At 62.2% G+C, this 17,651-nt stretch carries 17 protein-coding genes; 4 read left to right on the forward strand and 13 right to left on the reverse strand.

The features are described from left to right. Positions 1-63 precede the first annotated feature (63 nt). The 4 genes from preA to NKH35_RS23480 form a co-directional block, all read right to left on the reverse strand. A complete protein-coding gene (gene preA, locus NKH35_RS23470) occupies positions 64-1,377 on the reverse strand; it encodes an NAD-dependent dihydropyrimidine dehydrogenase subunit PreA (RefSeq protein ID WP_023668204.1) in 1,314 nt (437 codons plus the stop codon). Between the two features lie 59 nt (positions 1,378-1,436). After that, positions 1,437-1,790 carry a hypothetical protein gene (locus NKH35_RS23475; RefSeq protein WP_023668203.1) on the reverse strand — a complete coding sequence of 118 codons (354 nt, stop codon included), beginning with the start codon at positions 1,788-1,790 and terminating at the stop codon, positions 1,437-1,439. 109 nt (positions 1,791-1,899) lie between these two features. Beyond that, the gene (locus NKH35_RS32050) at positions 1,900-2,223 is read right to left on the reverse strand and encodes a hypothetical protein (RefSeq protein ID WP_502906994.1); all 324 of its coding nucleotides are present in this window, start codon (positions 2,221-2,223) and stop codon (positions 1,900-1,902) included. Beyond that, complete coding sequence (locus NKH35_RS23480; protein WP_352916594.1) at positions 2,216-3,583, reverse strand: NAD(P)-dependent oxidoreductase; 1,368 nt, start codon at positions 3,581-3,583, stop codon at positions 2,216-2,218. Before NKH35_RS23480 ends, NKH35_RS32050 begins: the two co-directional genes overlap by 8 nt. A 212-nt stretch (positions 3,584-3,795) precedes the next feature. On the opposite strand from NKH35_RS23480, the gene NKH35_RS23485 reads away from it, so the two are divergent. Then, positions 3,796-4,239: a hypothetical protein gene (locus NKH35_RS23485; protein ID WP_156935986.1), complete on the forward strand. Its 444-nt coding sequence runs from the start codon at positions 3,796-3,798 to the stop codon at positions 4,237-4,239. A gap of 68 nt (positions 4,240-4,307) precedes the next feature. Here the strand turns inward: NKH35_RS23485 and NKH35_RS23490 are convergent, their stop codons facing one another. Next, on the reverse strand, positions 4,308-5,027 hold the full coding sequence (locus tag NKH35_RS23490) for a gamma-glutamylcyclotransferase (protein WP_023699643.1): 720 nt from the start codon (positions 5,025-5,027) through the stop codon (positions 4,308-4,310). Positions 5,028-5,219: 192 nt separating this feature from the next. Between NKH35_RS23490 and NKH35_RS23495 the strand changes: the two genes are divergently transcribed. Continuing rightward, positions 5,220-5,996, forward strand: coding sequence for a VOC family protein (locus NKH35_RS23495; protein ID WP_023733105.1), 777 nt, complete (start codon positions 5,220-5,222; stop codon positions 5,994-5,996). A gap of 76 nt (positions 5,997-6,072) precedes the next feature. On the opposite strand, the gene NKH35_RS23500 is transcribed toward NKH35_RS23495, so the two are convergent. After that, the gene (locus tag NKH35_RS23500) at positions 6,073-6,561 is read right to left on the reverse strand and encodes a hypothetical protein (RefSeq protein ID WP_023699015.1); all 489 of its coding nucleotides are present in this window, start codon (positions 6,559-6,561) and stop codon (positions 6,073-6,075) included. Between the two features lie 207 nt (positions 6,562-6,768). Here NKH35_RS23500 and NKH35_RS23505 point away from each other — a divergent pair, with 207 nt between their 5' ends. Beyond that, positions 6,769-7,161, forward strand: coding sequence for a DoxX family protein (locus NKH35_RS23505; RefSeq protein ID WP_023833924.1), 393 nt, complete (start codon positions 6,769-6,771; stop codon positions 7,159-7,161). Positions 7,162-7,254: 93 nt separating this feature from the next. On the opposite strand, the gene NKH35_RS23510 is transcribed toward NKH35_RS23505, so the two are convergent. Both NKH35_RS23510 and NKH35_RS23515 read right to left on the reverse strand, forming a co-directional pair. Next, a complete protein-coding gene (locus NKH35_RS23510) occupies positions 7,255-9,696 on the reverse strand; it encodes a GcvT family protein (protein WP_352916597.1) in 2,442 nt (813 codons plus the stop codon). Positions 9,697-9,774: 78 nt separating this feature from the next. Next, entirely contained in the window at positions 9,775-11,313 is a 1,539-nt protein-coding gene (locus NKH35_RS23515) for a trimethylamine methyltransferase family protein (protein WP_352513516.1), read from the reverse strand. Positions 11,314-11,530: 217 nt separating this feature from the next. Here NKH35_RS23515 and NKH35_RS23520 point away from each other — a divergent pair, with 217 nt between their 5' ends. After that, the gene (locus NKH35_RS23520) at positions 11,531-12,121 is read left to right on the forward strand and encodes a transglycosylase SLT domain-containing protein (RefSeq protein WP_352916599.1); all 591 of its coding nucleotides are present in this window, start codon (positions 11,531-11,533) and stop codon (positions 12,119-12,121) included. Positions 12,122-12,177: 56 nt separating this feature from the next. Here the strand turns inward: NKH35_RS23520 and NKH35_RS23525 are convergent, their stop codons facing one another. The 5 genes from NKH35_RS23525 to NKH35_RS23545 form a co-directional block, all read right to left on the reverse strand. Beyond that, a complete protein-coding gene (locus tag NKH35_RS23525; RefSeq protein WP_023682204.1) occupies positions 12,178-12,615 on the reverse strand; it encodes a TA system VapC family ribonuclease toxin in 438 nt (145 codons plus the stop codon). Further along, on the reverse strand, positions 12,612-12,839 hold the full coding sequence (locus NKH35_RS23530) for a CopG family transcriptional regulator (protein ID WP_352916601.1): 228 nt from the start codon (positions 12,837-12,839) through the stop codon (positions 12,612-12,614). Before NKH35_RS23530 ends, NKH35_RS23525 begins: the two co-directional genes overlap by 4 nt. 142 nt (positions 12,840-12,981) lie before the next feature. Next, complete coding sequence (locus tag NKH35_RS23535; protein WP_023729392.1) at positions 12,982-15,198, reverse strand: dipeptide ABC transporter ATP-binding protein; 2,217 nt, start codon at positions 15,196-15,198, stop codon at positions 12,982-12,984. Between the two features lie 47 nt (positions 15,199-15,245). After that, the gene (locus NKH35_RS23540; RefSeq protein WP_023668189.1) at positions 15,246-16,403 is read right to left on the reverse strand and encodes an ABC transporter permease; all 1,158 of its coding nucleotides are present in this window, start codon (positions 16,401-16,403) and stop codon (positions 15,246-15,248) included. 13 nt (positions 16,404-16,416) lie between these two features. Further along, complete coding sequence (locus NKH35_RS23545) at positions 16,417-17,451, reverse strand: ABC transporter permease (protein ID WP_023668188.1); 1,035 nt, start codon at positions 17,449-17,451, stop codon at positions 16,417-16,419. Positions 17,452-17,651: the final 200 nt, after the last annotated feature.

Here is a 17,651-nt window from a genome sequence, read left to right on the forward strand (position 1 = left end):
TATCTGCAATTGGAAAATGAAAAACGGCGCTCGAAAGCGCCGCTTTTTTCTTCGACCCGTTCCCTACTCCGCAGCCACCTTGGCCATCGGGTTGTTCGGGTGCGTCGTCCAGTTGGCATAGACCGGCGACACCGGCTTGCCGGTGCGCTGGTCCATCACGCCGGCGGCCAGCGGCTCCATGGTGATGCAGTTCTCGACCGGGCAGACATTGACGCACAGATTGCAGCCGACGCATTCGGCCTCGATCACCTCGAAATGCCTGACGCCGTCGACCATGTTGGTGATTGCCTGGTGCGAAGTGTCCTCGCAGGCGATGTGGCAGCGGCCGCATTTGATGCAGGCGTCCTGGTCGATACGCGCCTTGGCGATGTAATTGAGGTTGAGATACTGCCAGTCGGTAACGTTGGGCGTGGCGCGGCCGACAATGTCGTTGAGCGAGGCGTGGCCTTTCTCGTCCATCCAGTTTTCGAGACCGGCGATCATCTCCTGCACGATCTTGAAGCCGTATGTCATCGCCGCCGTGCACACCTGCACATTGCCGGCGCCGAGCGCCATGAATTCAGCCGCATCGCGCCAGGTGGTGATGCCGCCAATGCCGGAGATCGGCAGGCCGCGCGTTTCCGGATCGCGGGCGATCTCGGCCACCATGTTCATGGCGATCGGCTTCACCGCCGGGCCGCAATAGCCGCCATGCGAGCCCTTGCCGTCGATGGTCGGCTGCGGCGCGAAACTGTCGAGGTCGACGCCGGTGATCGAGTTGATGGTGTTGATCAGCGACACCGCGTCGGTTCCGCCGGAGAGTGCGGCGCGCGCCGGCTTGCGCACATCTGTGATATTCGGCGTCAGCTTGGTGATGACAGGCATGCGGGTGTTGGCCTTGCACCAGCGCACTACCATTTCGATGTATTCAGGCACCTGGCCGACAGCCGCGCCCATGCCGCGTTCCGACATGCCATGCGGGCAGCCGAAATTGAGCTCGATGCCGTCGGCTTCGGTCTCCTCGACCACCGGCAGGATCGCCTTCCAGCTTTCCTCGACGCATGGCACCATCAGTGAGACGACGATGGCGCGGTCGGGCCAGTCCTTCTTGACCTGTTTGATCTCGCGCAGATTGACCTGCAAATCGCGGTCGGTGATCAGCTCGATATTGTTGAGGCCGAGCAGGCGCCGGTCCGCCCCCCAAATCGCGCCATAACGCGGGCCGTTGACGTTGACCACCGGCGGACCTTCTTCGCCCAGCGTCTTCCACACGACGCCGCCCCAGCCCGCCTTGAAGGCGCGGATGACATTGTAGGCCTTGTCGGTCGGCGGCGCCGAAGCCAGCCAGAACGGATTGGGCGATTTGATGCCGACGAAATTGTTGCGGATGTCTGCCATGGGTCTTTCTCCTCTGGCCGTGGCGGGCTTACCGCCACCTTAAAGCGTTGCCTATCGGATCATTCCTCGCATCGAAGAAAAACCGATGGCGGTTCACCTTCGACCGTTACCGTGATCTGGTCCGGATCGCCCTTGCGCGCTTCCAGCCCGACCATTTTTTCATCCATGCGCACGGTCTCGTCCCCGTTGAGATAGACGCTGGCGCATGAAATCCTTGTCTCAACATGATCGCCGCTTGGCGGCCCGGATGTCCATTGGCAGATCGTGTGCTCGCTGAAGCCGACACCGGATGCCTCGACGGACATCCGCTCTTCACCCTTCGCGTCACACCATTGCGTATAGAGCCAATAGTCCGGTGAAGCCGCCGGCATTGCCGCGGTGCCGATGACGGCAGCGAGGATCGGCGCGATCATCGCAGTGCCCGGTTGATCAAGCGGGTCGGCTTTACCGAGGCCAACCAGAACGGATTGGGCGATTTGATGCCGACGAAATTGTTGCGGATGTCGGTCATAACTCTCTCCGCTAGCTACAGATCACAACAAGAGTCATCTGAACTGCTACAGGCTCACTCGAATCGTTTCGGACGACGACCTGCCACACATGGTCGCTAAACGGATAACTTGCCGATACAACCAACGCAGTAGGGTTGGCCGGCGGGATATCAAGCGCGTAACCTCCAGGGATGAGCTCCTCGTTCCCGCACCCAAGCATAGGAGAGAACGCCTCCCCTGCGCGAACGTCCGGTTGATCAAAATATCTGGTCACACGATGAGCCGCCGAGGCGTTGGCAGAAAACAGCAACAGGCTCGTGCTTAAAGCTCCAACGAACTTGACGACGTTAGGCATTCCAGCTTCCTCCAGCCAGTGCCCGGTTGATGCTCTCCGCCGCGTCGCGGCCTTGCGCGACGGCCGAGACCGTCAAATCGTCGCCGCCGAAGATGCAGTCGCCGCCGGCCCAGACATTGGCGAGCGAGGTGCGGCCTTCCGCATCGACCTTGATGCGGCCGGCTTCAAGATCGATCGAGGCGCCGCTTCCATTAAGCGCGGCCGGCACAAAGCTCTGGCCGATGGCCTTGAACACCTGGTCGGCGGTAAGCGTCAGCGTCTCGCCCGTGCCGGCAAGCCTGTCCCCGTTCATGGCGGTGTATTCGAGCTCGATGCCCGACACTTTGCCAGCCTCGGCGATGACCCGCTTCGGCTGCAGCCAGTGGCGGATGGTGACGCCGTTGGCCGCGGCCAGATCCTGCTCGAACTCGGAGGCGTTCATGTGCTCCTGGCCGCGCCGGTAGCAGATCGTCACCTCCTCGGCGCCGAGCAGCTTCGACTGCACCGCGGCATCGATCGCCGTCATGCCGCCGCCGATGACGACGACGCGCCGGCCGACCGGCAGGCTCGCGAGATCGCTGGCCTGGCGTAGCCCGGCGATGAACTCGACCGCATTGACAACGCCATCGGCGTCCTCGCCATCCGCGCGCAACGCATTCACGCCGCCTAGCCCCACGCCGAGGAAGACGGCATCGTAATTCAGGATCAGGTCCGACAGCTGGTAGTCGCGGCCGAGCGCCTTGCCGTTATGGATATCGATGCCGCCGATCCCCGTGACATAGTCGACCTCGGCCTGGGCGAAATTGTCGATGCTCTTGTAGGCGGCGATGCCATATTCATTGAGGCCGCCGGCCTTCGGGCGGGCTTCCAGAATGGTGACGTCATGGCCCTGGCGGGCGAGCCGGTGGGCCGCGGCAAGACCGGCCGGTCCGGCGCCCACGACGGCGACCGACTTGCCGGTCGATTCAGCGCGCGGATAAAACTGCTTGTGCTCGGCCATGGCGACATCGGTGGCGTAGCGTTGCAGGCGGCCGATCTGCACCGGCTTGCCTTCCGCCACCTCGCGCACGCAGACCTCTTCGCAAAGCGTCTCGGTCGGGCAGACGCGGGCGCACATGCCACCCAGTATGTTCTGGTCGAAAATCGTCTTGGCCGAACCGATCGGGTTGCCGGTCGATATCTGGCGGATGAACAGCGGAATGTCGATCGAGGTCGGGCATGCATTCATGCACGGCGCGTCGTAGCAGAAATAGCAGCGATCGGATTCGACCAGCGCTTCGTGGTGATCGAGCGGCGGATGCAGATCGGAAAAATTCTCGGCGTACTGGTCGGCGGCAAGCCGGCCGCCGGCAATGCCGTCCTTGAACTGGCCTTCTGGCATCGTCAGTTCCCCTGTTTTCGTTTTGGGGAAGGCTAGCACGTTTTATTTTTTTATCAATTGGTCAATTTTCGACCCAAGCCGCTGAAAAGATTAGCTGGTAATATGATTTAGTTGCTCATGTTATGAGTGACGGTTGCGTCCTCAAAGAGGGGAGCGCGATAAGCTCCAAGTCGCGGCAAGCTGTTCCAGGCCAGCGCGAAATGATAGGGCGCTTGAGCACGATGCGCGGCTTTCATTCAACGGAGAAGGCGATGACCGATGATAGGGAGACGGCTCACCGGTGGGAGCCCGTGGGAGATTTACCTCTGGCTGCCTGTCAGGTGTGGCGTCTAAAATCCGACAATAACTTTGAGCTGACCGTCGAAGGCGACTTCGGGACATCGGAACGAACTCTCAAGATCGATTTTCAAGGGGTAGTAGCCCTGGCTGCCCATGATGACATGCTGGGACTGACCAAAATCCGTGCGGACACCTCGATCCCATTGATTGGATCTGGCAGGCAAGCCTCCTACAGGTGGCCGATCCTGCGAGTGGAGAACTCGCACTGGTTGCGATCGACACTTGGCCCGACAGAAGACTGTACGCATTTTCTGCTGCTCAGTCTCGAATGCACGGTTGAGGTCATTGCTCGTGAAGCCACTCCTTCTTGGATCTGATCACCCGGGGAGCGAAACGCCTTGAAACCGCATACGCTCCGGCACAGGCCAAGATTGGTGGCTGTTCGCTACGAAGGTGCCAGCTGTAGGCTGGCATCTGAGCGGCCGCCATGGATCGACCTGATCTCGTCGGCAACCAGTTGCTGCAGCCGCCACAGATTGCGGTCGCGGATGCCGAATTCCTCGAGGTGGCTGACGGTGTTGTAGAGATATTCCGCGCCCGAGCCGACATGGCCGCAGGCTCTGGCAAGCACCCCCGCCACCGTGTCCAGCGGCTGCCCGAGCGACGTTCCCCTGCCAGTCACCCCGACCCAGAAGCCGAGCGCCCGTATCCGGCCCTGCTCCGTGCGCACGGGAACCCACCGGACCGAGCTGACACTCTCATGGTCGTCGATCTCGCGCCGCAGCAGTCTTTCGATCTGCTGCGGCTTGTCGCCGTCGGGCAGGCGGTAGATGACGCCGTCGCATCGGCCGCCGCGTTCGAGCGCCATCATCAGCCCCGGCTGCGCGACGCTGCCGCGCCAGCGCACCATGTCGAGGCAGAAGGAGCGATGCCAGCCAAACGCAGTGGCGCGCTGGCGTTCGACGGACTCGAAAGCCGGCTTCCAGATCAGCGAGCCATAGGCGAACACCCATAACGGCCCCGCATCGGCTTCGTCGGAGAGCTGTAAGGCAAGCGTGCGAAAATCCTCGTCGTTCAGCTGCGTCCAGCTGCCGTCCGGCCCGGGATCGACCTCTTCGCGATGACACAGTGACACAAGCTCAGGCGTGAGCGACATAAGGCGCATGATCGACTACCCCTCGTTTGCCCAAGGAAAGTCGAAAACCGCCGCACGTGCAAGGCGTCGAGCGGGACGAAGTGCGGAACGATGTGTCAACGCAGCCGTTGAATTTGCTCCGGTTCGCTGTCGGATTCGCGTCGCTGAAAACGTCCTTTGATAGATCGGACGACGATCGATGCATAGGTGAGGAGACCGAGAATGCCGAGATCCCCAATGCCCTTCTTCTGGTACGAGTTGATGACCAGCGACCTCGATGCGGCGCAAGCGTTCTACACCACCGTGGTCGGCTGGCGGGCCGAGCCCTTCGACAAGGCGCCCGGCATGCCGCGCTATATCGTGGTGAACTCCGCCGAGCGTGGCGTCGGCGGGCTGATGACCCTGCCCGAGGAAGCAGCCAGGACGGGTCTGAAGCCGGCCTGGTTCGGCTATGTCCACACCAGCGATACCGATGCCTCGACCGAGGCACTGAAAGCCGCCGGCGGGACTGTTCACCGCAAACCCGACGACATTCCCGGCGTCGGCCGCTTCTCCGTCGTCGCCGACCCGCAAGGCGCCGCCTTCATGTTCCTGCAGCCCAATGGTGCCGACCAGCCCGTCCTTCCGGCAACGACGCCGGGCCATGTCGGCTGGCACGAGCTTTATGCGTCCGACCGCCAGAAGGCCTTCGATTTCTACTCCAGCCAGTTCGGCTGGACCGATGCCGGTAGCATGGACATCGGCGAGATGGGCATCTATCAGACCTTCTCGGCCGGCCCCGAAAATGGCGGCGGCATCATGAACAAGCCACAACAGCTGCCGGTGCCGGTGTGGCTGTTCTACTTCAATGTCGACGCCATCGACGCAGCCGCCAAACGCGTCACCGACAATGGCGGCAAGATTGTCATGGGTCCGATGCCGGTGCCGACCGGCCAATGGATTGCCCAGTTCACCGATCCGCAAGGCGCCTATTTCGCGCTGATCGCGCCGGGCCGCTGATCCCCTCCGGTACTCGCCTGCACGGAAACTGCTCTCATCGCACTGCCGGTGCGATGAGAGGCGCGTCCGGGCGCGGTCACTCCGGCGCCAGCACCGCGACCTTGAGGTTCTCTTTCCTGGCGCCGCTGAGCTGGATCGTGGCTGCGCCAGGCGTCAGCTTGAAGCGCACGCTCTTGCGGATGCCGGGGCAGGTCTTCACGCCGCTGAAACCCGCTGATTTCACGGCTTGGCCCTCCTGAATGACGTCGACCCAGGCCTCATCGGACAGGCTGATCTGGAGCTCTCCTTCCGTTGGCACGGCCACGTTTGCCGTCGCGCCGAACGTGCCGGCTGCCGGCGCGCGTTGCGGTGAGACCGTGAAGCTGACCGCATCGACCGGCTCCAGCGCCATATCCGCGGCTTCGCCGAAAGCAAGAGAGGCACCGGACTGCGCGGCGGGCGCTGCCGGAAACAGTTCCTGCTCGCGTGTCACCGGCCATTTGAAGGCATCGCAGCCAGCATCAGCGGCCATGGCGAAACTGGTGCTTGCGAGGATTGCGAACAGGCTGATGGCGACTTTTTTCATGGCGAAGGAACCCGTCTGGTTTGAAGTGTCTACACGCAGATATACAACCTTAACGAGATGTATGCAACCATAACGAGAGCAAATTTCGAAGTCAGACTGGAAATAATTGCAATCACCGATTGTTGATGACAGGCCATGGGAAGTGAATGGTCCAGCGCCGGGTGATGATTTATGGCCGGGCCACATGGTTGGAAAAATGGAGTTTAGATGAAGCTTTTTGACGGTCTCGCCAGATTTCAGCCGCAGGCGCTCGGCGTCCTGCGCATCATCACAGCCCTGCAGTTCCTCGAGCATGGCTCGCAGAAACTGTTCAATTTTCCGGTCAGCGCCGAGCCTCACGCTCTTACCGGTCTGACGATGACTGCAGGCATCCTGGAGTTCGCCGGTGGCATCCTGCTGGCGCTCGGTCTGTTGACCCGCCCGGTCGCGTTCCTGCTGGCCGGCGAGATGGCCATCGCCTATTTCATGGCGCACTACCCGCGCGACTTCTTCCCGGTCAACAACAGCGGCGACGCGGCAATCTCCTTCTGCTTCATCTTCCTCTATCTGGTGTTTGCCGGCGCCGGCGCCTTCGCGCTCGACAACCGCCGCAACGCCTGACGCGCAATGCATGTCGCCCAAAGGTGCGCAGCGGTTTTGGGATAACGACATGCACAAAGGAATCTGAAGCGCCTCGGCGAAAGCCGAAGCGCTTCAGGCGCGCATTCGCTCGAAGTTCGCGTCAAAGAGCGGCGCTGCCTGAACGCGCGCCGCGTGGCGCTTGCCCAAAAGTTCGATTTCGAAGCCGTCGCTCTCATCGGCGATCTCCTTCGGCACATAGCCGATGGCGACGGATTTCTTCGAGTGATGCGCATAGCCGCCTGACGTCACCCAGCCGCGCACCGCGCCATCGTACCAGATCGGCTCGTCGCCGATGACATCGGCATCGTCAGCATCGAGGATAAATGTGCGCAGCCTGAGCTTGCCGCCCTGCTTGCGCTCGGCAAGAGCGCCGGTTTTACCGATGAAATCGGCATCCTTGCCATAGGCGACGAAACGGTCGAGCCCGGCCTCCAGCGGCCCGTAGATCGGCCGGTATTCGCGCGCCCATGAGCCGTAGTTTTTCTCCAGCCGCAGCGCATTGAGCGCGCGCGAGCCGAACAGGCCGAGGCCGAATTCCGCGCCTGCCGCCATCAACGCCTGGAAGGCAGCGCGCTGATATTCCGGCGCCACCCAGATCTCGTAGCCGAGATCGCCGGTGTAGCTGACGCGGCCGACCAGGCACGGCGCCGGGCCGATGTCCATTTTCGCGACCGCCATGAAGGGGAATGCGGTGTTGGCGACATCCGCGCGGCTGACCTTCGCCAGCACCTCCCTCGCCTTGGGTCCGGCGATCGCCAGACCGGTCAGTTTCTGCCCCAGCGCCTCTATGCGCACTGAGCTATCCGCAGGTAAATGTGCCTCGAACCAGCGCATATGATACTGCTCGGCGATACCGGAGCCGGCGATGAACCACTCGGTCCCGTTGGAATTGGGGGCACCGATATTGGCCAGCGTGAAATCGCCGATGAGCTTGCCGTCGTCCTTCAACATCGGCGCCAGCGTCATGCGGCCGGGCTTCGGCAACTTGCAGGCAAAGATCCGGTCGAGCCAAGCGGCCGCCCCTTCTCCCGTCACCTTGTATTTGGCGAAGTTCGAAATCTCCGCCAGGCCGACGCTCTCACGAACCGTCGCGACCTCATTGGCGACATGGGAAAAATCGCTGGAACGCCGCCACGAGAACTCGTCCCTGACGCCCTCGGGCGCATACCACAGCGGCACTTCCAGCCCATAGGACACGCCCCATTGCGCGCCCTTGGCCGACAGCAAATCGTAGATCGGCGTCGTCTTCAGCTGCCGCCCGGCGGGCAGCTCCTCATTGGGGAAACGGATCGAGAAACGGCGCGAGTAGTTCTCGCGCACCTTGGCGCTGGTGTAGGCCATCGTCGCCCAGTCGCCGTAGCGCGCCACATCCATGGCCCAGATGTCGGCGCCGGGATCGCCCTCGATCATCCAGTTGGACAGCGCCAGGCCGACGCCGCCGCCTTGTGAAAAGCCCGCCATGACGCCGCAGGCGACCCAGAAGCCGGGAAGGCCACGCACCGGCCCAACCAGCGGATTGCCGTCCGGCGCGAAGGTGAAGGGCCCGTTGATGATCTGCTTGATGCCGGTCCTCTCGAAGGCCGGGAAATGCCTGAAGCCGACTTCGAGCGACGGCGCGATGCGGTCGATGTCCGGCTCCAGCAATTCATGGCCGAAATTCCACGGCGTCTGGAATTCGGACCAGACCTTATTGGCCTTCTCGTACGTGCCCATCAGCATGCCGCCGCGCTCCTGGCGCAGGTACAGCTCACCATCGAAATCGACGGCATGGATGATCTCGGTCCCGGTCTTGGCGTTCCACGCCGCCACCTCGGGCATATCCTCGGTGATCAGGTACATGTGCTCCATTGCCAGCACCGGCAGCTCCAGCCCGACCATGCGGCCGACCTCGCGCGCCCATAACCCGCCGGCATTGACGACATGCTCGGCCACCACTTCGCCCTTGTTGGTGACGACGCGCCACATGCCGTCGGGCCGGCGCACAATGTCCTCGACCTTGGTGAAGCGCTCGACCTCGGCGCCCAGTTTCCGCGCGGCCTTGGCATAGGCATGGGTCACGCCGGAGGGATCGAGATGGCCGTCCTCCTTGTTGCGGACGGCGCCGACGAATTGTTTCGGGTCGAGCAGCGGCATCAGCTCGGCCGCTTCATTGGCCGATATTTCTTCGAGCTCGATGCCGAGGTAACGCCCTTTGGCGACGACGCCGCGCAGCCAGTCGAGCCGCGCCTCGGTCGCCGCCAGAAGCACGCCGCCCGTCAGATGTACGCCGGTCGCCTGTCCCGACAGCTCCTCGATGTCCTTGTAGAGCGAGATCGTGTATTTCTGCAGCTTGGCGACGTTGGGGTCGCCATTGATCGTGTGCATGCCGCCAGCCGCATGCCAGGTCGAGCCCGAGGTCAGCTCGTCGCGCTCCAGCAGCACGACATCGGTCCAGCCATGGCGGGCCAGATGGAACAGCACCGAACACCCGACGACGCCACCGCCAATGACCACGACCTTTGCATGCGATTTCATGAGTTTTGCTCTGTTATCAATGAGTTGAGGAGATAAGGTGAATCAGAAAGGCAGCGCCGCGCGCCGACGCTGAAAAAGTCACGGCTCGCCCTGCCCGATCGCTTCCTTGCGCCTGGCCACATACGCCTCCAGCGCCTCGCGCACGGCGATATCCATTACCGGCTCGACATAATCTTCCAGCGCCTTCTTCCACAGCCGCGTCGCGCGCGCCGTGGTGTCGAGGCCGCCGGCTTCCTGCCAGGCCTCGTAATTCTGCCAGTTGGACAGCATCGGCTGGTAGAAGGCCGTGGCATAGCGTTCCAGCGTGTGCGGTTCGCCGAAGAAATGGCCGCCGGTCGGCACCGCGCCCAGCGCCTCGACAGCAAGCTCCGCCTCGTCGACGACGATCGGGCGCAGGAATTCCATCATGTGCTGGATCATCTCGACATCGATGATGAGCTTTTCGAACGATGCCGTCAGCCCGCCCTCCTGCCAGCCGGCGGCATGATAGACGAGGTTGCCGTGGCCGAGCACAGCGCCCCACAGCGCCATCAGCGTCTCGTAGGCGCCTTGCGCGTCCGCCGCATTCGATGCCGACCCCGGTGTGGTGCGGTAGGGCAGGTTGTAGCGCCGCGCCAATTGCCCCGAGGCGATGTTGGCCTTGGTGTTCTCCGGCGTTCCGAAGGCCGGCGCGCCCGACTTCATGTCGACGTTGGAGGTGAAGGCGCCGTACATCACTGGCGCGCCGGGGCGCACCAGTTGCGTCAGCACCACGCCGAACAGCGCCTCGGCATTCTGCTGCGCCAGGGCGCCGGCGAGCGTCACCGGGCTCATCGCGCCCATTAGCGTGAACGGCGTCACCGCCACCGACTGGCCGAACTCAGCCATGGTCATCAGCCCTTCGGCCATCATCTCGTCGAAACGCCGCGGCGAGTTGACCGAGATGATGGTGGCAATGCCGGGATCATCGCGCATCTCGTCCAGCGTCAGCCCGCGCGCGATTGCCATCATCTCGATGCCGTCCAGCGCCCGGCCTCGTCCGATCGCCGAGACATGGAACGATTTGTCGGTCAGCGTCAGGTTGGTGAAATAGGTATCCATGTGCCTGGTGTTGGCCGGCAGTTCCACCGGCGCGCAGACCTGGTTGCCGAGCATGTGGATGCAGTTGAAATGCTGCGCCAGCCGGGTCAGATCGGCATAGTCGTGCAAGTTTCCAGCGCGCCGGCCGCGCTCCATGTCGTGCACATTGGGCGGCCCGGCGACGAGGGTGAAATTGATCGTGTTGCCGCCGAGATGAATGGTGTTGGCGGGGTTGCGCGGCGTCAGCCGATAGCTGGACTGCGTGGTCTTCAGCGCCTCGGCGACAAGGCCCCGGTCGATGCGGACATTCGCGGTCGCATGGTCGACTTTTGCGCCCGCCTTCTCGAACAGCGCCAGCGCCCGCTGAGACATCACCTCGATGCCGAAATTTTCCAGAATGTGCATCGACGCCTGGTGGATCGCTTCGACCTGGTCGACTGAGAGCATCGCCATCGGCGGATAGGGATTGGTCACCCGCCGCAGTGGAAGTTGCGGGATGGCGGCGGGCCCCCGGTTGCTGGTTCGCTCCGCGCCGCGCTTTCGTCTTGGTTCATTCATGCCTGGCATCAGAGCGCCGGCATCCGGATATCGCTGTCAGAAATCCGCCCTTCGCGGGCGTGATTTTATCCAAGGCGGCATTTTTGAATTCTGATGGAGATAAAGGCGACGCGAAAGGTCGGAATAATGATACAGGCCCACCGAGCGCAGCCAGGCCGGCAAGCCGTTAACAAACACCGCAAGATTCCCTTTATGATTTCGGCCTATTCGTTTTCCAATGCGTAGTTCGAGTTTGAGTAAAATTGTAGCGGTTGGCGTGCTGCTGGCTTTGCCGGCCTGCGCGACGCCGCCCAACCATATCAACAATGTCTGCGCCGTCTTCGACCAGAACGACGGCTGGTTCGACAACTGGCAGTCGGCCGCCGAGCGCGCCTCGCAGAAATACGGCGTCCCTGTCCCCGTGCTGATGGCGACGGTGCGCAAGGAATCCGGTTTCAAGAGCAATGCCAGGCCGCCGCGTACCAAACTGCTCGGCTTCATTCCGTGGAAACATGTCTCGTCGGCCACCGGTTTCTCGCAGGCGCTCGACGGCACCTGGTCGCAATATCAGAGCGAAACCGGCAGCTGGGCGGCGCGGCGGACCAAGTTTGCCGATGCCGTCGATTTCGTCGGCTGGTATCATTCCAAGACATCAGACACGTTCGGCGTCGCCCGCAACGACACCTACAATCTCTATCTCGCCTACTATCTCGGCTGGACCGCCTACGGCCGCGGCAACCGTGGCGATGCCGGCGTGCAGGGCTATGCCAGGGCGACCGAAAAGATGGCCCGCGACTATGCCGAACAGCTGCAGCAATGCAGCAGCTGACGTTGCCAAGCGGTCTTGCAGCCACGCAGTTTGCGATCGAAGCGGAACTCAGCCATTCATTCGCTTGGGATCAGGTGGAGGATCGACCTCCCTCCCTTTACCGCTGCCGTCGACAGCTTTCGGTCAAACGTCGCCAATTGGCCGTCACGCGCCTTGGCGAGTCCCAACAGATAGCTATCCGTTACCTGTGCCGGGGTGAGGATCCTGGCTGCATCGATGTCGTTGGAACCGACAAGGCTGATCTCGTCAGGCCAGAACTGATGTCCTGAAAGGGCATGCAGCTTGCCGACAATCTGCGCCACCACGGCGGGCGAACCCGGAGAATTGGGGTATTTCGGGTTGCTTACAATCCTGATGACGCCATTCTCGGTAATGGGACATGTTGCCCATGATAAATGCCCGGTGGATTGGAACCACCGATGGGCATCTTCATGCGCGACGTGAGCCGGATCGATCAACGCAATCAACACATTGACGTCGAGCAGGAAGGTCACGCCAATTCGTCGCGAAGCGCATTGACCATTTCGAGATCGACCATCGGGCCGTCGGGCCGCGATGCAAGCAAGGGGATGCCGTTGCGTTCACCGCCGGTCGGTGGCCTGCGCAGTGAGCGGCGAGCCAGATCGGAAATGACATCGCCAACGCTGCGATCCTGCTGCCGCGCAATGGCCTTGGCCGCAAGTAGGACATCGTCATCGATTGCAAGTGTGGTTCTCACAATATGCTCCCTATCGCGCATCAAACATCACGCATCACATAATGCAATGGACAGCAATATTCAAGCGAACGTAGCTGTCGTTCCTTGAGCTATGGCGACGCTGCGGCAATGCGCCAACGAGCGGCATTGCCTCTATGGCTGGTCAGCTCGGCTTCTTGCCATGCGGGCGCTTCGGCGGTTCGCCGGCGAAACCGGGGCCGATCCCATCCGGTGCGTCTTCCGGCACGCCCTCATGCGCTGCGTGTTCCCTGTCGAACTTGATCACGGGCTCCATCGTCGCCAGCACATCGTCCGACAGCCAGCACAGGCTCATATGGCCATCGCCGAGATGCTTCACCGGCGGCACCTTGGTCTCGCACAGATTGTCCGGCACCAGTTTCTTGTAGCCGCAGCGCGTCTGGAACGGGCAGCCGCTCGGCGGGTTCATCGCCGACGGGATATCGCCTTCGAGCACGATGTGCCGTTTGACCACGCTGGTGTCGGCGATCGGGATAGCCGACAGCAGCGCCTCTGTGTAGGGGTGATAGGGTGGCGCGAAGATCTGGTCGGTCGTGCCCTGCTCGACGATGTAGCCGAGATACATGACGACGACGCGGTCGGCGATGTAGCGCACGACGGACAGATCGTGGCTGATGAACAGCATCGTCGTCTTGTTCTTGCGCTGGATGTCCATCAGCAGCTCGGTCACCGCCGCCTGCACCGAGACGTCGAGTGCCGACACCGGCTCGTCGGCCACCACCACCTTGGCATCGCCGGCAAAGGCACGCGCCACGCCGATGCGCTGCTTCTGGCCGCCTGAGAGCTGACGCGGCTTGCGCGTCTCGAAGGCCCGCGGCAGCTTCACCAGGTCGAGCAGCTCCAGCATGCGCTTGCGCCGCTCGGCGACATTGTTGCCGACTTTGAATTTTTCCAGCGTGCGGATGATCTGCGAACCGACGGAGTGGCTGGGATTGAGTGTATCGAACGGGTTCTGGAACACCATCTGGATCGACGACACCGTTTCGACGCTGCGCTTCTCGATGCCGGTCGACTGGATCTCCTTGTTGCCCAGCGTCACTGTGCCGGCACTTGCCGTCTCCAGCCCCAGCAGGACCTTGGCCAGTGTCGACTTTCCGCAGCCGGACTCGCCGACGATGGCGACGGTCTCGGATTCGCGCGCCATGAACGAGATCGTCTCATTGGCCTTGACCACGCGGCCTTCGCTGGAGCCGAACACTTCGCTGCCGCCGACCTTGTAGTATTTTCTCAAATCCTCGATCTTGAGCACCGGCGCGCCGGGCACGACCTTCTCATTGACCTTCTTGGCGCCGGGAGGCAGCGCTTCCCAGTCGATCTCGTTGAAGCGCACGCAGCGCGAGAAATGCCCTTCGTGACCGGCGACCTCGATCATCGGGATTTCGGCGGCATTGCAGACGCCCTCAACGAAATGGTGGCAGCGCGGGCCGAAATTGCAGCCCTTGGGCCGCTCATGCGGCAGCGGCAACTGGCCGGGGATAGAGATCAGCGGCCGCGAATTCTTGTCGGCGCCCGGCAGCGGAATCGAGCGGAACAGCCCTTGCGTATAGGGATGGCGCATCCGGTCGAACACGTCCTTGATCTTGCCGGTCTCGACCGCTTCGCCCGAATACATCACCGTGATGCGGTCGCAGGTCTCGAGGATGAGGCCCAGATTGTGCGACACGAAGATCATCGACGTGCCGAACTTCTCGCCCAGCCCCTTGACCAGTTCGACGATGCCGGCCTCCACCGTCACGTCGAGCGCCGTCGTCGGTTCATCGAGCAGAAGCAGCGCCGGCTTCGACAGCAGCGCCATGGCAATGACGATGCGCTGCTGCTGGCCGCCGGACAGCTGGTGCGGATAGGAACGCATCATGCGTTCGGGATCGGGCAATCTCACCGAGCGCACCATTTCGAGCGCCCTTTTGTAAGCCTCTTCCTTCGACACCTTGTCGTGGATCAGCGGCACTTCCATCAATTGCTGGCCGACCTTCATCGCCGGATTGAGGCTCGCCATCGGCTCCTGGTAGATCATGGCGATCTTGTTGCCGCGGATGGAGCGCAACTCCTCGTCGGACAGCTCGCCCATGTCCTTGCCCTGGAACTTGATCTTGCCGCCGACGATCTTTCCGATGTTGGAGAGGTCGCGCATGATGCCGAGCGACACGGTCGACTTGCCGCAGCCGGACTCGCCGACGATGCCCATGGCTTCGCCCGGCATCACCGTGCAGGAAAAGTCCATGACGGCGGGGATCTCGCCCTTGCGGGTGAAGAAGGAGATCGACAGGTTCTCGATCTCGATGATCGGCGCAGCGCTTGGCCCAAGGGTCGGGTTGCCGGGATTTCGAACTGCCTCATTCATGGGTCGCTCCAATCCTATTTTCATGCTCGCGGGCCGAAACCCGCAGATCAGTCTTTCATCGATTGTTCGCGCAGCGAGTCGGCAAGCAGGTTCAAGCCCAGCACGAACGACATCAGCGCGATCGTCGGCGGCAGCGCCGGGTGGATGAAGGAGCGCAGCAGGCGGCTGGCGTCCTTGATTGCGGTGCCCCAGTCCGGGCTCTCCGGCGCCAGGCCCAGCCCGAAATAGCCGAGCGTGCCGAGCAGGATCGTGGTGTAGCCGATGCGCAGGCAGGCATCGACGATCAGCGGCCCGCGCGCATTGGGCAGGATCTCCCACAGCATGATGTACCAGGGCGATTCACCGCGCGTCTGCGCCGCCGCCACATAGTCGCGCGTCTTGATGTCCATCACCAGGCCGCGCACGATGCGGAATACGCCGGGGCTGGAGGCGAACACCACCGCCACGAAGATGTTGAGCTGGTTGGGATCGATGTGGATGATCTTGAACGGATCGGCGTCGAACACCAGGCCGGCATAGACCCAGCCGCCGATGATCAGCGTCAGCCCGAGCAATATATAGAGGCGGTCCGGCCGGTTCTTGTAGCGGGTCCAGAACAGCACCGAAAAGAAGATGATCGGGAACAGGAAGAACAGCCCGGCCATGGCGTATGGGATCGGCGTATCCATGATGCCCGGCGTCACCAGCAGGTAGAACAGCAGGATCACCGGGAAGGCCAGCACCAGATTGGCCAGGAAGGACAGCACGGTGTCGATCCGGCCGCCATAGTAGCCGGCGGGCAGACCGAGCGTAATGCCGACCATCAGCGCGAAACCGGTCGCAGCCGGTGCGATGATCAGCACGATCTGGCTGCCATAGACCATGCGCGAAAAGACATCGCGGGCGAGCTTGTCGCCGCCGAAATAGTAGATGAGTTTCGATACCGGCTCGAGCGCGCCCGGCAGCGCATCCTTCATGATCGGCACCTGGGCGAGCGGATCGAAGGGCGCGACGGTCGACGCGAAGATTGCCGTGAACAGCCAGAACAGGCAGATGCCGACACCCACTATGCCGACGCCGCTATCGAACAGCTGGCCGTAGAGGCCGAGCCTTTTCTTGTAGGCGAAGCTGGCTCCCATCACCAGGGCAAGCCCTAACCAGACCGGCCAGAAACGCCCAATCACGCCGAGCACGACATTGAAGGCACCGATATATTCGACCTGCATCTGCCCCAGCCCCCTATTGAACTCTGATACGCGGATTGAGGAACGCGTAGCCGACATCCGAGATGAGCTGCGTGATCAGCACGATGAACACCGAGACCAGTGAACAGCCAAGCAGCAGATCGATGTCGTTGTTGCCGGCGGCTTCGACCAGCGTGTAGCCAAAGCCCTGGTAGCGGAACATCACCTCGACGATGACGACGCCGGTAAGCAGCCAGGGAAATTGCAGCATGATGACGGTGAACGGCGCGATCAGCGCATTACGCAGCGCGTGCTTGACGACGACGCTGCCGAAGGAAAGCCCCTTCAGCCGGGCGGTGCGGATATATTGCTGCGTCATCACCTCGACCATCGAGGCGCGCGTCATGCGGGCGATGTAGCCGATGCCGTAGATCGCCAGCGTCATCACCGGCAGGGTGAAATTGTAGAAGGTGATGCCCTGGCTTGCCGAGGCGGCCGAACCGTTCAGCCAGCCGAGCCAGGAGGCGAAGATGACGGTGAAGATGACGCCGGACACATATTCGGGCGTCGCCGTCGACGCGATCGAGGCGACGGACAGCGTTCGGTCCGTTCGCGAGCCCTCGCGCATGCCGGCCAGGATGCCGATCAGCAGCGAAATCGGTACCATCACCAACAGCACGCAGAGCATCAGAATGCCGGTGGCGGCGAGTGCGGGGAAGAGCTTTGACGCAACGGAGGTTTTGAACTTCGTCGAGCAGCCGAAATCACCTTCCAGGATGCCGGAGAATTTCGGCTCCAGCGGATCGTTGCAGAAGGAGAAACGCTGCGTCGGCTTGCCGGTCGCCGGATCGGTCACCGGTTGCTTCGGGACGACGCCCAGCCATTGCCCGTAGCGCACGAAGAAGTTCTGCCGGTAGCCATGGTTGACCAGCCAGCTTTCGAGCTGTTCGGCCGATGTGTGCATTTCGGTCTGGCTGATCGCCAGCTTCTTCAAATTCGGCTCGAGGTTGATCAGGAAGAAGACGATCATCGTCAGGCACAGCATCGTCAATGCCATGGTGCCGAGACGCCGGATTACGAAAGAAAGCATGGCGGTCCCCTGCCGGTCTGGTTGGGGTTGGAGCCAGTTCGAAAAACCAGCTTTGCCGTTGCCGGCAGAGTTGGCCGTCAAATCGGCACTCGGATGCAATCAACCCAGTTTTATTGAACGGTCTTTCAGGAGAGTCCGCAACTTTTTGCTGCGGCGGCTTCCGGTTCTGGACCAAGCGAGGCGTGACGGGAAGGAGCGAA

The organism is Mesorhizobium sp. M1143, from assembly GCF_040318435.1.
Taxonomy (GTDB): Bacteria; Pseudomonadota; Alphaproteobacteria; order Rhizobiales; family Rhizobiaceae; genus Mesorhizobium.